10 protein-coding genes are annotated in these 13762 nt (G+C 57.4%); 3 read left to right on the forward strand and 7 right to left on the reverse strand.

All coding sequences use genetic code 11. The features are described from left to right. Positions 1–37: 37 nt before the first annotated feature. The 5 genes from NB063_RS12380 to NB063_RS12400 form a co-directional block, all read right to left on the reverse strand. Positions 38–1603 (reverse strand): glycerol-3-phosphate dehydrogenase/oxidase, encoded by a 1566-nt coding sequence (locus tag NB063_RS12380; protein ID WP_250929037.1) that lies wholly within the window; start codon positions 1601–1603, stop codon positions 38–40. Then, the gene (gene glpK / locus NB063_RS12385; RefSeq protein ID WP_250929038.1) at positions 1593–3089 is read right to left on the reverse strand and encodes a glycerol kinase GlpK; all 1497 of its coding nucleotides are present in this window, start codon (positions 3087–3089) and stop codon (positions 1593–1595) included. The genes NB063_RS12380 and glpK overlap by 11 nt, the downstream gene beginning before the upstream one ends. Continuing rightward, positions 3086–4045 (reverse strand): glycerophosphodiester phosphodiesterase, encoded by a 960-nt coding sequence (gene glpQ, locus NB063_RS12390; RefSeq protein WP_250929039.1) that lies wholly within the window; start codon positions 4043–4045, stop codon positions 3086–3088. The genes glpK and glpQ overlap by 4 nt, the downstream gene beginning before the upstream one ends. Before the next feature lie 296 nt (positions 4046–4341). After that, a complete protein-coding gene (smc, locus tag NB063_RS12395; protein WP_250929040.1) occupies positions 4342–7920 on the reverse strand; it encodes a chromosome segregation protein SMC in 3579 nt (1192 codons plus the stop codon). A 404-nt stretch (positions 7921–8324) separates the two neighbouring features. Further along, positions 8325–8978 (reverse strand): DUF456 domain-containing protein, encoded by a 654-nt coding sequence (locus NB063_RS12400; protein ID WP_250929041.1) that lies wholly within the window; start codon positions 8976–8978, stop codon positions 8325–8327. A 192-nt stretch (positions 8979–9170) separates the two neighbouring features. Between NB063_RS12400 and NB063_RS12405 the strand changes: the two genes are divergently transcribed. Both NB063_RS12405 and NB063_RS12410 read left to right on the forward strand, forming a co-directional pair. Next, positions 9171–9773 (forward strand): HNH endonuclease, encoded by a 603-nt coding sequence (locus tag NB063_RS12405; RefSeq protein ID WP_250929042.1) that lies wholly within the window; start codon positions 9171–9173, stop codon positions 9771–9773. A gap of 11 nt (positions 9774–9784) precedes the next feature. Further along, the gene (locus tag NB063_RS12410; protein ID WP_250929043.1) at positions 9785–10201 is read left to right on the forward strand and encodes a hypothetical protein; all 417 of its coding nucleotides are present in this window, start codon (positions 9785–9787) and stop codon (positions 10199–10201) included. A 139-nt stretch (positions 10202–10340) separates the two neighbouring features. Here NB063_RS12410 and NB063_RS12415 read toward each other — a convergent pair whose 3' ends face one another. Continuing rightward, positions 10341–11288: a hypothetical protein gene (locus NB063_RS12415; RefSeq protein ID WP_250929044.1), complete on the reverse strand. Its 948-nt coding sequence runs from the start codon at positions 11286–11288 to the stop codon at positions 10341–10343. A gap of 15 nt (positions 11289–11303) precedes the next feature. Next, complete coding sequence (locus NB063_RS12420) at positions 11304–12410, reverse strand: DUF1571 domain-containing protein (RefSeq protein ID WP_250929045.1); 1107 nt, start codon at positions 12408–12410, stop codon at positions 11304–11306. A 350-nt stretch (positions 12411–12760) separates the two neighbouring features. On the opposite strand from NB063_RS12420, the gene NB063_RS12425 reads away from it, so the two are divergent. After that, positions 12761–13720 (forward strand): ThuA domain-containing protein, encoded by a 960-nt coding sequence (locus NB063_RS12425; RefSeq protein WP_250929046.1) that lies wholly within the window; start codon positions 12761–12763, stop codon positions 13718–13720. The last annotated feature ends 42 nt before the right edge of the window (positions 13721–13762 follow it).

A 13762-nucleotide genomic window follows, 5' to 3' on the forward strand; every position in this document is an offset into this window, starting at 1 on the left:
GCACCACCATCGACGGACCGGCTGCAATGCCGTCTTCCTAAGCTGCGGGCATCTCGAAATGCCGGGCGATCGCGGCGAAGTCGGATAGTTGCTGGGTTTGCCACGCGTTGTCTTTTTTGAGTTCGCCCGCCATCAACCGGGCCACTTCTGGAGCACTCTCCTCCGCCGCTCCGCGGTTCAAAAACAGTGCTCGCGTGCGACGGGCCAACACGTCGTCGATCGTTCGGGCCATTTCCGAACGCACCGCCCAAACGACTTCGGCTGCGCGAATCGGCAACGCGGGATGAAGGCGAGCTCCCAGCTCGGGCGATGCATCGATCAGTTTCTGAATCTTCACCGCATCGGTTCCATAAACCGTCGCGTCCTTCGCATCGCTCGCCCCGTGCAGCTTTAACCCAATGGTCGACCGACTGTTAGCACGCAGTTGGGCAAACTCGATCGCTTGATCGACACAATCTTCAGCCATCTTTCGAACCGTTGTCCATTTCCCACCCGTGATCGTGATCAGTCCATTTCTAGAAATCAAAATCGTGTGGTCACGAGACAGCGATTTGGTATCGCCTCCGGAACCGGCGGGTGAATTGACGAGCGGACGGACGCCGACGAAGACGCTCAAACAGTCGTCGCGTTGCGGAGGCTTTGTCAAATAGTCGGCCGCCGTGTCCAACAAAAATTCGATTTCCGCGTTTTGTGCCGTCGGTTCCAACGTCGCCTTCTCGATCGGAGTGTCGGTCGTCCCGACTACCACATGGTCGTGCCAAGGAATCAAAAACAAAACGCGGCCATCGGACGTCTTGGGAACAATCACCGCCGTGTCGCCCGGTAAGAACTCTCGCGGCAAGACGATATGGACACCTTGGCTCGGCGCAATAATCGGCGCCGCGGACTCATCGTCCATCCGGCGAACCGCGTCACAAAACGGTCCCGTTGCGTTGATCACGCTCTTCGCCGCCACGCGGTACGACTGGCCGGTTTCTTGATCAACGAACTCCACACCGCTGACGCCTTGCCCCTCGTTTGTGATCAACCCCGTCACACGACAATAACTCAACAGTTCGGCGCCGTGATCGGCAGCCGACATGGCCATGTGGATCAACAATCGGCTGTCATCGAATTGGCCGTCCGAATAGATCACACCTCCCCATCGAAGACGTTCGGAACGAACGGTCGACACGACCTTTTGAGATGCTTCAGAATTGACTCCGCGTGCCCGAGGAAACTCGCTGCGTCCGGCGAGCAAATCGTAAATCAGGAAACCCGTTCGCATCATGAACCGTTGCCACCACGTTTCACAAGGCACGATGAAGGGAAGCGGGTGAACCAAATGGGGTGCGTTCGACTGCAACCGCGCACGCTCACGAAGCGAATCACGAACCAAGGCGATGTTGCCTTGCTGCAGATACCGAACGCCCCCGTGGATCAATTTGGTGCTGCGACTCGAGGTGCCCTTACCAAAATCACTTTGCTCAAGTAACAGCGTCGACAACCCGCGGACAGACGCATCGAGAGCGATCCCAACGCCGGTTGCTCCGCCGCCGATGACTACGATGTCGAACGGTTCGGGGCGTCCAGATAATTTGCGAAGCAGGTTTTCACGATTCATGTTTTTGCCATCCCATACTGCGTTGCACTGCTTCTTGCCAACGCCCACGACGCTCGCCAACCTCGGCTTGCGACATCACCGGCTCAAACGTCCGTTCGCTTTGCCAGATGCGTTCGACCTCATCGATACCATTCCAAAATCCGACCGCCAACCCCGCTAAGAATGCGGCCCCGAGCGAAGTCGTTTCAACCACCCGTGGTCGGACCACCGGCACCTGCAATAGGTCAGCTTGGAACTGCATCAACAAATCATTGACACTCGCCCCGCCATCGACGCGTAATTCCTTGACCGCCATGCCGCCATCGGTGCACATCGCATCGAGCACATCCGCGACCTGAAACGCAATGCTTTCGAGCGTCGCCCGGGCCACATGCGCTGCGGTGGTGCCACCGGAAATGCCAACGATCACGCCGCGTGCATAGGGATCCCAGTGCGGTGCCCCGAGACCCGCGAAGGCCGGGACCAAGTAACAATCGCCGCTATCGGGAACTGACGCGGCGAGCGATTGCACCTCTCCGGATGCTTCAATGATTCCCAACCCATCGCGCAACCACTGCACGGCCGAACCGGCTGTAAAGATGCTGCCTTCGAGGGCGAACTCAGGCTGATCGCGATTGCTACAAGCGATCGTCGTCAGCAGTTTGCACTTCGACACGATTGGCTCATTTCCAATATTCATCAAGACGAAACAACCGGTTCCATAAGTGTTCTTCGCCATGCCATGCCGTGTGCAGTTCTGGCCGAACAACGCCGCATGTTGGTCTCCGGCACATCCCGCCAAAGGAACCGGGTGCCCAAAAAGATCGCTCGCACTTTCACCGAAAACGAAACTCGACGGGTGCACCTCTGGCAAAACGCTCGCCGGAATATCGAGCAACCCCAACAATTCATCGTCCCACGCCAGCGTTTCCAAATTGAACAGCATCGTGCGTGCGGCATTACTGAAATCGGTGATGTGCAGCCGACCATCGCTCAAGTTCCACAACAACCAACTGTCGATCGTACCGAAGGCCAACTCGCCCCGATCAGCCCGCTTTCGAGCCTCGGGAACGTTGTCGAGCAACCAACGCAGCTTTGTCCCGCTGAAGTACGCGTCGATCACCAATCCGGTCTTTTTAGCAATCAGCCCAGCATGTCCTTGTTGACGCAAGTAGTCGCAGAACCCGGCGGTCCGTCGGTCTTGCCACACGATCGCGTTGTGCAGCGGTTGCCCGGTCTTGCGATCCCACAACACCGTGGTCTCGCGTTGATTGGTAATCCCGATCGCCGCGATATCCGTTGCTTCAATTTGCTTTTCACGCAGTACCTCTCGAGCGACATCAAGTTGCGAATTCCAGATCTCCATTGCATCGTGTTCCACCCAACCTGATTTCGGATAGATCTGGTTGAGTTCCTGCGACGCCATCCCTTGGATTTGTCCCTCGCGATCAAACAGGATCGCGCGGCTGCTCGTGGTTCCTTGATCAAGCGCCAAGATGTATTTCATGAACCCTTCTCCGTACGGGACCGCAGATAGGAAACAACCATGTCGGGTTGATCGGCAAACAACCCGTCGATTCTAGCGGTTTGAAAACACGCGTCGAAAAAGAACTCGTTCGAGGGGACGTTTTTGGGCAAGCCGTCTGACCGGAAAGTCCATGGATGCACTTGCAACCCAAACGAATGGGCCGCATCGGTCAGATCACTCGCCACGACTTCCCCTTCAGCGACACACTGAAAAATATCGTTCAACGAGGGTCCAATCCCATCGGCAATCTCCGCAACACCCGCGAGCCCCTCGCGCGACTTCAAACGGTTGTAATCGGTATCGGATTCTTCGTCATACCCTTCTCCGATCAACTGAATCAAGCGTCCCTGGTAGCCGTATCGGCCGCGAATCGCAACGACCTCGTCGGAGTCAAAACACTGCACATAACACAAGTCGACTTTGCTGGCGTATCCGTACTTCGCGATCACGTCGAGAACGGCTCGTGAAAGATCTTTCCCATGTTCACGGTGCCAGACGGGACGTTTGATCTCGGGATAGATTCCCGCTTCACGGCCAGTCGATCGGTTGAGATTCTGGATAAATCGAATCTCCTCGGCGAGCGTGACGATCCGAAATTCACCTTCACCGGTCGGGTATCGACCGGCGAAGACAGCCTGCCCGCTGCCACGATCAAACCGTTCGTAAACATTGAGAGTTTTCAGTTCGTCAAGCGTCAGATCGATGGCATAAAAACGGCCATCGTCTCGCCGCCGCTCGGGAAATTTCTTGGCGACATCCGTGACCGTGTCGACCTGCACGTCGTGCAGCACGATCGGTATCCCGTCTTTGCTAAGCACCACGTCTTGTTCGATGAAGTCAGCCCCCATCGCATGAGCGATCCCTTTCGCCATCAGCGTGTGTTCGGGGACATACCCACTGGCACCTCGGTGCGCGATCACAATCGGCTGCTTCACGTTATCAGTTCCTGGTGTTTCGGGGCCTGTCAGCAAAGCGAGTTAGTCCGCCAAAACATGGCCTGACAGGCGATCCGTTTTCACTAATTCAAAAAGAGAACGCTCATTCAGATCATCCTAGCACGTCGACGCCGGTGACGAGTTTTTTGCCCCGCCCCCACTCAGATGTCGCCGAACCACAATCCTGACGAGTGAGTCGTGGGCTGCATCGCCTGAACTACGCGTTCCGCCCAGAAGTTTGCGTGTCGCGGCTCACCAAAGCATTCGACGCGTGAACTGCTGCGGAGTGACTCGCGTTAAGCGGCGCTGATTTGGCCGTCTTCGCTGACGTCTTCGAACCGAATCGAGACCTGTTTGCTGACGCCCGACTCCTGCATCGTGACACCATACAACGTTGTCGCCGCGGTCATCGTTTTCTTACTGTGCGTCACCACGACAAACTTAGAGTGATCCAAGAATTCGCTCAACACGGTAACGAACCGCCCGATGTTCGCTTCGTCAAACGGAGCGTCCACTTCGTCGAGCACGCAGAACGGACTCGGTCGATACTGGAAGATCGACATCAACAACGCAACCGCCGTCAACGCTTTCTCACCACCGGATAACAACGAGTTACTGAAACTGGGTTTCCCAGGAGGCGTGGCAACGATTTCCACCCCGGCTTCGAGCGGATCATCCGATTCTTCGAGCACCAAGTCGGCGTGACCACCACCGAACGACTTGCGATAAAGTTTTTGAAAATTCTGGCGAATCGCTTCGAGCGTATCCAAGAACAACCGTCGTGAATCGGAGTTGATCCGCGCGATCACGCGCTGCAACGAATCCTTCGCCGCTGTGAGGTCTTGATATTGACCATGCAGTTCGTCGTAGCGGACTTGCAACTCGGTGAGTTCCTCGAGCGCCTCCATGTTGACCGAACCGACGTTTTGAACTTGAGCACGCAGCTTCGTGATCTCGTCGTCAACAGCGCTGCGATCTTCGATCTCGCTAAGTTCTTCGGGCGGTTCGTCGCCTCGCAAATCGATTCCGTAGTCTTCCGCGATTCGCTCAGCCAAGGTGTTCCGCTTCAATTCCGCGGCATCTCGCGACGCCGTGATCGACGCGACCGCTTCGGCCGCCGCGGCAACCGCTTTGATCGCCGCCTGAGTTTGAGTCTGGACCGCACGAGCATCCGCACGCTGAGCTTCGGCGCGGACGGCGAACGCCCGCAACGCTTCGTCGGCCGCTTCGCTGTCGATCATCAAATCGGCCAAACGGTCGTCCGCCTGAACGATTCTCGCTTCGACCTGTCCGAGTCGTTCACGGGTGTGCGTGATCGCATCGCGGATTTCTTGCTTGGCCGCTTCACGCTGCGTCTGGTCCCGGCGTGCCACTTCGGCTGCGGTCGCGAGCGATTCGACCTGCTGTTCCAACCGTGCCGATTCAACCGAAACACTCATCGCTTCGCTTTGAACCGTTTGCAGATTTTCGATCGCCGCGGTGAGTTCGGCTTCGATCGCGCCGCGTTGTTGCTCAAGCGTCGCAATCTGTTCTTTCCCCGTTCGGATCGCCTGATCTAATTCCGTGTCACGGACTTTGGCATCGGCGAGCAGGCGTTCGTGTTCACCGCCCGCGTCCTTCAATTCATCGACCGATGCTTGTCGCGCGGCTAACCGTTCGGCGATGTGATGGCTGCGTGCTTCGGCGGCGGCGTGGGTCGTGATCCAGCCTCGCTGGGTTTGTTCGTGACGTCCCAATTCGGCAGCGTTCTCATCGAGTTCGCCGGTCAGCCGCTCGATCTCTTTCTCCGCTTCGCTGATTTGGAACGCATAATGTTCCATCTCCGAACGCGCCGACTGCAGTTCGCTGCGACGACTGACCAATCCGGTTTCACCACCGGGCGGTCCCACCACGCTCGAACCGTCGTTGTCGAGCAGATCACCCGACGCGGTCACGAAACGCAATCCGGCACCTGAGAGCTTTCGCAAGCCCAACGCCGTACTCAACGAATCGACCAGCCAAGTGTTGCCTAGCAGGTGGCGAACGAGCGGTTGTAAATGTTCGTCACAATCAACCATCCGGTCCGCACGTCCGATCACCCCCGCGAGCCCATCGAGCCGGATGCGGTCGCCGGGGCGTCTGGCAGGCAATTCATCCAAACGGATGATCCCTACGCGGCTGGCGATTTTGATTTCACCGGCCGCGATCGCGTCACTAATCGCAGGACCACGCACAATCACGTACTGCGTCCGTGGACCGAGGGCGGCATCGATCAGCGGTGCGACTTGACGATCGACGTTAAAACAATCGGCGACCAAACCGACCAACTGATCGCGGAGTGCACCTTCGGGAAGACGCAAGATCTCGCGGACACCGCCGCTGACACCCTCTTGCCGTTTCTCCAATTCACCGAGCACTTTGGCCCGCTCGGTGATGCCTTGGAGCCGAATTTTCAGCGAGCCGATCTCTTCGCGGCGGCGTTCAAACAACCGGCGAGTCTCGGCTAACTTCGCATCCGCGATTTCAACGAGCCGTTGCGAAGCGGCGATTTCTTGTTCGAGTTCTTGCACGCGTTTGTTGGCTTCGTCGTGCTCACCACGAGCAGCCAACAAGTTCGCTTCCGCCGTCGCTAAGTTCCGTTGCGTTTCGGCGATCGCCCGCGATGCTTCCACCATCTGTTGAGCCACACGTTGCCGGTTGGCTTCGTGGTCGGCAACGCGGCGAACCGCAGCGAGGTGTTCGCGCTGAAGCTCATCGCGACGGTTCTGGATCGAGTTGACTTCTTTTTGCAAACGATCACGGTCTTCGGTGATCGTCTTCTTCCGTCGCTCCACATCAGCGGCTTGAGCCTGAGCGATTTCCAAATCGGCGATCGCTTTTTGCAAATCCGCCGTGGCACTTCCGGCGGCGGTACGCGTGACCCGCAGACGTCGGTAGTGACCGGCGAGGGCGCGACGTTGTTCGGCGAGTGTCGTCTGGTCGGATTCGCGGCGTCCCTGCAACCGGGCAACTTCTCCCGACAATTCACCACGTGTCCGCTCGGCGTCGCGGGCCTCTTCGGCGATCCCCTGGAGACGCATCTCGGCGGCTTGGCGTTGTTCTTCGAGCGATTCACGGAGCGTTTCGCTGGCCTCGTGTGAGGCGGTCGCATCGGCCAAACGCTGCTGAGCCGAATCCAACTCGCTACACAACGAAAACCAATCGTTCCACGCCACGACCGTCCGCAATTCCTTCAGACGATCGGACGCTTGGCGAAACCGTTCCGCTTTGCCCGCCTGACTCTTGAGTGTTTTCAACCGCGTGGCGACTTCGTCAACGATATCGCCGAGTCGAGTCAGGTTTTGCTGGACGCGGGCGAGTCGCCGTTCCGCCTCGACCTTTTTGGCTTTAAAGCGACTGATCCCGGCGGCTTCTTCAAAAATCGCACGTCGATCCTTCGCGTTGGCCTGCAGCATCCGATCGACTTTGCCCTGTTCGATCAGACTGTAAGCATCGATCCCGATCCCGGTTCCGCGGATCAGGGCTTTGACGTCTTTGAGCCGCACGGCCTGATTGTTGATCAGGTATTCACCTTCGCCGCTGCGATAAACGCGACGGGTCACATGGACTTCGGGTGCGTCGACAGGCAGTTGGCCGCCCGAATTATCAAAAATGATCGTGGCTTCGGCGGCTCCCGCCGGACCGCGGGTTTGCGACCCTTTGAAGATCACGTCCGACATGTCTTTGCCGCGCAGACTCTTGGCGCTCTGGCTCCCCAGAACCCACTTCATCGCGTCAACAATATTCGATTTCCCAGAACCGTTGGGGCCCACCACCACGGTGATCCCATCAGGAAAATCAAAGCGGGTTCGATCCGCAAAGCTTTTGAATCCGGCCAGCTCGAGTGCTTTGAGCATAGGGGTAGGCTGTGGACCGGAAGTGAAGGGAAAAACAAAAAACGGAATCGGCGAAGGCACCGAAACGGACGACATGGGGGCAGGGCAGGGTGCCCGCTCGACTTACAAGATTAGACAAAACGCCAGTGAAATCCTAGTTGAATCCGTCTCCGACGCCGTCAAAACGGGGTCAAATACAGTAGAACAAGGTAGCCTGGGCATTGTAGGTAGCCCGCCAGCCGTTTCGCCCACTGCATTCGCCATGCCACGCTCTCGCCGACGCCCCTCCGCTGCCGAATTTCAGCCTGCCGCACCACCCGAGCGAACTCGCCTCCCTCGTCTGGACATCACGCTCAGAGTGAGCAAACGGCCCGTTTAGGTCATCGCGACAGCCCCACGCTTCGACAAAAACCTCCGCTGAGCTACTAAAACAGTACCGCTCCGACGCAAATCAGCACGATCACCAGCCCCGCAATCATCTTGCCCACGACGCCCGTCGTTCGGCCCCAAAAAGCCGCCCGGCCGATTCGCCAGTTGTCACGCCAAGATTTCCCGTCGTGCCACTCCGCCAACATCGCCCCCGCCGTCGCCCCCATACCGCCAAACAACAACGCGGCCAAAACGGGCCCAAGCACGGGGATCGGCAGCCCGATGATCCCGCCCACAATCGCGCCGACGACGGACCCGGCAACCGCCATGATCGTCCCCCGGCGACTGGCCCCCGCCCGACTCGCACCGACCGCCCCGGCAGCGAATTCGATTAACTCGCCCACCAGCCCCGCCACAAACGCGGCCCCCACGGCGACGAGTCCCACCTGAGCTCGCCCCGACTCAGGCCCCAGCCAGGCATACAACCCCATCGCCAACACCGCCAACCAGTTCCCAGGCAACGCGACCAAGTTCGTCAACCACGCTGCCGAACAAACGACAACGAGCGAGACAGCGATCAAAACGATCCCCCCGGATAGCAATACGCTCTGCGCTGATTCCTTAAAACCGGCGAACCACCCGGCGTCGTCCGCCAACACGCCCACCCACGCACCATCGAACATCACCAATAACTCCAAAGATTCGATCATGGTTTGATGAAGTCTGGACTCGTTCCCGAACCCAGTTGCTCTCAATTCCGTCTCAAAGGTGTCAAATCATCCATGATGCGGCCGAGAAACACGATGACCGAAGTGGATTGAAACTTTGCGAATCGCTACCATGGTTAGCAGCGACCTGCAACCTGCCCCCCGGCTTCGCCTAGCGAAAGGACTGTAGTATCTATGAACGGAAGGGTTTTAGATACCAACGTATTGGTTTTGAATCGCTTTTACATGCCGATTCGAGTGGTCAACGTGCGTCGTGCTTTAACACTCCTGTATCGTGAGTGTGCGGAAGTGATCGACTGCGATGACGGCCAGTACGTGAGTTACGATTTTGGTTCTTGGTGCGAGCTGAGCCAATTGGCCTCTTCGGATAAACAGCCAGGGGAAGAATATCTGCAAGCGGTCGGTTTTGAAGTCAAGGTGCCTCGGATCGCTCGCCTGACTCGCTTCGACCGCATGCCCGCGCAAACCGTGCGTTTCAACCGACGTAACCTGTTTGCCCGGGACGAGTATCGCTGTCAATACTGCGGCAAAGTCGAGCCGATGACCAAGCTCAGTTTGGATCACGTCGTGCCTCGATCTCATGGCGGCGCAACCACGTGGGAAAACATCGTTTGCAGCTGTCTGCGATGCAACAGCCGCAAGGGCGGTCGGACGCCGCAGCAGGCACGCATGAAGTTGCTGACCAACCCTGCGAAGCCTCGGTTCAATCCTCTGATGACTCATTCCATAGACGACCCACGTTATGAATCTTGGAAGACTTTTCTGCAAACGTCATGACGAGCATCAACGTGTCACATGAGTCAACTCACTCAGATGAGTTCAGCGACGTCGAGTTGCTCGCCTTTCTAGACGAGCAACTCGACGCAGAACTGTCTGCCCGGATCGAAACCGCGATCCGTGATTCCGCTGACTTGCGTGAGCGTCTGACCCGACTGCGAGGTCAAAACCTAGCCGGCCTGCACACCATCGGCGCAATTTGGCGACAAGAACGCTTGAGCTGCCCGGACCGCGAAACGCTTCAGAAATACTTGCGTGGCGAACTCGAACGGGACTCAGCCGATTACATCCGGTTTCATCTATCCGAGATCGGATGCCGTGTTTGCAACGCCAACCACGACGACCTCAATCAAGCGATGCTAGACGAACAAGAGTCCGCGACCAGACGTCGCCGTATGTTCCAAACCAGCGCCGGACACCTTCGTTAGTACCAAACGAAAATAATTGATGTCGTGGGTTTCACCAGAAATCCTCAGGGCGAGGAATTCTGGCGAATTTGAATACCTAATCAAGCTCGATCCGAGATAACCGGCTGCTCGGTCGCCAATGGTCACATCGGTTGTTTGATCACAGCGACGTGGTCGCGGGCGCAGGAAGAATCTCTACCGAACCTTCGGTGTCCTTGTTCGTCAACACCGACTCACCCTCAGGTTGATTGGCATCATCGGACGCGTTCCCCTGTGCCGACTCCACCTCTGGCGCAACCGTTGGTGAACCCGAACGTGGTGACGGGGACGAGGCTCCGCCCATCGGTTGTCGATACACGTCCGTTTCGGGTTCCATTCCCGATCCCGTGATGGCGGTCAATCCGGCCAAAACTTCTTCAAACCCATCGGCACGCCGCACCCAATCCAAATCAGGATTCGCGACAACGCCTTGATAGCGAGCGGCAAGGTTTCGCATTTCGACTTCGCTCGGCAATTGCCCTCGGTTCGCCAACTCGGCAAGTTGATCAGCGTGTAGGTATTCGATCCACACGCTTCCGTTTTCCATTTGCGACAAGGCGTTCGTCAATCTCACGGCGGCGCGGGCGAATGATCCCGCATCGGGAGCGAACTCCATGTGGTAATCCGGTTCCGGATACGCCGCGTCGCCGAGCGGCGCGATCTCGTCTTGTGGCGGGTAGGGATCGACCCGAACGACACCCGGCAAAGCGGGCACTGGGACCACAGGCACGTAGGCTGGTGCGGGCTGGTATCCGAAACGGGCGGCGTATCGTTCCGCCATTTGAGCGTGTCGACGAGCCATGTGATCGGCCATCATCGCAAACGGCGACGGATACCCCGGACCGACATAACCACCTGGCATGGGCATCGCGCCCGGCGCCGGGATCGTAATCGAAACATGGGGACCATATCCGAATCCGTGTCCCCCAAAATAGTACTGAGCGTTCGCTACCGAAGCGCCTCCCACCAGGAAGAGCCCGATGACGACGAGCACTGTGATGCCAGATCTCAATGGGGCAACCTGTCCCAATCGAGCGGCGGGGTAATGACGATGGATCGACAGGAGCATTTGGATTCTCTTTGGCTATTCAGTTTCGTTGTAAAACTTGTATTCAGGATTCGTTCGATCGAAATCGAGGTCGGTTAACTCAGCATTGAGATTAATTTGGGTGATCGCATATTGCTCCTGCAAAATCGGCTTTCCATCCGGCTCTTCAGGCCAGGCATATGACGAAAAGAAGACCGGCAGCTTGAGTTCTTCGTCGATGTAGACCTTCGCGATTTGGTAATTCGAGTCGGGTCGACGCTCCAATTGGCTGATTTCGATATGTTGGCACGGCCTGCCATCAACTTTGGCATCGGCGTAGTAGCGGATCTTCACATTTGTCGGATCAATTTGCGACTCCATCCGATCGAGGATCTGTTCGACCATCGGGCGGATTCCGGTTTGCACGATCGAGAAGTTGCTCTCTTGTTTTGCGAGCCGTCCTTCGGGATCGATCTCCAAGGTGAGGTTGGGCAATCGGGTGCCACCTCGACGGACCAAGACGTCACCATCGCGTTCGTTTTCGACGTACAAGATCTCGCGTCCGGCAACTTCTTTCGGTTTAAGGAACCGGCCGTAGATGCATTGGGGTCTCAGTAATTCTTGTCCATTGTGCCGACGCTCACGGATTTTCAACCGGATGTATTTGGTCGGTTCCAGTTTGCCATCGAGCGTTTCGCGTTTGACTAACAAACACGTGTAGCAATCCACTTCGGTTTCGAATTTCTCTTTCACCTGCCGCGCCAACTCGATCAGCGGCTCCAGCGACGCGGGAGGCTGTTTGCCGGGACCGATCGTGTTCACCGGTTCAACCGCTGCATCTTCGTCCTGTTCCTGTGATGCAATTTCGTCGGCCAACTCCTGTTTCAGATTGACGCTCGACGTGATGTTCGAAACGGTCGTGTCGCTCGAATTTGGTTCCTCAACGTTTCGGTCATCGGCGGCCAGCGCTGAGGACACCCCGAGCAGTGATACCATGACCAGCATCCGCCCCGCAGTTCGCAGACTTCCAAACCCGATCGATCCACAACACTCAAAATATCGGTGGACAGATGAATCCACGCCCCCCGCCGCGTCGGTAACCAACGACACGATTTTGCCGTCAACGGCCACATTACTCTCGCCAGGGTGCTTCGCTGAAATCATTCGCTCGGGATAGGACAGGTGGAGATGGATAGAAAAAGTACGGTGACCAACCTTCCTAGTGTCGTTGATCGGGGGATTCGATCAAGGCGCCGGGTTGATCGGATGGCGGCAAAACCTCGCGAATGATGGGATCTCGCGCCAAAGTGTTGCGTTGGACACATCCAAATCCTGTCCCCGCAATCGGCAGACCACTTTTTGCAAACGCGACCAAAATCACCGGCTACATGGGTTATAATCGTCGACACCTTCCCCACCCCTCCCTTCCGCAGTGGGCTTCCGAGTGTCTTCCGCTCACCGGCGGCGATACCCCACCACCAGCCCCGCCCCCACATTTCCTCGAGATTGAAAACATGTTTCGACGTAGTGCTTACGGTTTGTTCGCGATCCTCTTGACCGCCTTCACAGGCGATTTCGCTTTGGCCGCTGAGGCGAACGTGGATAGCGCGAGTGAAACCAAAAAAATCGTGTTCATCGCCGGTCGCCCAAGCCACGGATATGGAGCCCACGAGCACTATGCCGGTAGCCGATTGCTGGCCGAATCGCTCAAGGAAGCCGTTCCCGGATATGAAGTCACCGTCATCAAAAACGGTTGGCCCGAAGAGGGCATCGAAGCACTCAAGGACGCCGACTCCGTCGTCGTGTACTGTGACGGCGGTCCGCGTCATTTGCTCAATCCACACATCGACGAATTCCAGTCCGTGATGAAGTCCGGTGCGGGGCTGGTCTGCATCCATTACGGCGTCGAAACTCCAGCAGGAAAAACGGGCAACGCGTTCCTCGATTGGATCGGTGGCTACTTCGAAGCCGGTTGGTCAGTCAATCCACACTGGGAAGCCGAATTCACCGCCTTCCCCGACCACCCGATCAGCCGCGGCGTCAAACCGTTCAAGATTAACGACGAGTGGTATTTCCACATGCGGTTCCGCGATCAGATGAAAGGTGTCACCCCGATCCTGTCGGCCCATCCACCCGAAGACACGATGCGACGCCCTGACGGCCCCCACAGCGGTAACCCAGACGTTCGCAAAGCCGTCGCGGCGGGTGAGATCCAACACGTCGCCTGGGCAGCCGAACGTGACGGCGGCGGGCGCGGTTTCGGTTTCACCGGAGGACACTTCCACTGGAATTGGGCCGACGAGAACTTCCGCAAAGTGATGCTCAACGCGATCGTATGGACCGCTCACGGCGAGATTCCCGAAAACGGCATCGCGACCCCAGACCCAACTCAGGAAGAACTCGAAGCGAATCAGGACGAGCCCAAACCCACACCGGGCGACTCTCAGAAAAAACGCGGCGCCAAGAAAAAGTAGTCCCGCTGATCCCACAGGATCCTGCGAATTCGCGGCAATTCT

The sequence above is a fragment of the Aporhodopirellula aestuarii genome, assembly GCF_023701485.1.
In the GTDB taxonomy this organism is placed as follows: Bacteria; Planctomycetota; Planctomycetia; order Pirellulales; family Pirellulaceae; genus Rhodopirellula; species Rhodopirellula aestuarii.

Excerpts from the sequence above, each read along its gene's own strand:
- NB063_RS12420 (WP_250929045.1), bottom strand. The coding sequence starts at position 12,410 with ATGATTTCAGCGAAGCACCCTGGCGAGAGTAATGTGGCCGTTGACGGC.
- smc (WP_250929040.1), bottom strand. The coding sequence starts at position 7,920 with ATGCTCAAAGCACTCGAGCTGGCCGGATTCAAAAGCTTTGCGGATCGA.
- NB063_RS12405 (WP_250929042.1), top strand. The coding sequence starts at position 9,171 with ATGAACGGAAGGGTTTTAGATACCAACGTATTGGTTTTGAATCGCTTT.
- NB063_RS12425 (WP_250929046.1), top strand. The coding sequence starts at position 12,761 with ATGTTTCGACGTAGTGCTTACGGTTTGTTCGCGATCCTCTTGACCGCC.
- glpK (WP_250929038.1), bottom strand. The coding sequence starts at position 3,089 with ATGAAATACATCTTGGCGCTTGATCAAGGAACCACGAGCAGCCGCGCG.
- NB063_RS12380 (WP_250929037.1), bottom strand. The coding sequence starts at position 1,603 with ATGAATCGTGAAAACCTGCTTCGCAAATTATCTGGACGCCCCGAACCG.
- NB063_RS12400 (WP_250929041.1), bottom strand. The coding sequence starts at position 8,978 with ATGATCGAATCTTTGGAGTTATTGGTGATGTTCGATGGTGCGTGGGTG.
- NB063_RS12415 (WP_250929044.1), bottom strand. The coding sequence starts at position 11,288 with ATGCTCCTGTCGATCCATCGTCATTACCCCGCCGCTCGATTGGGACAG.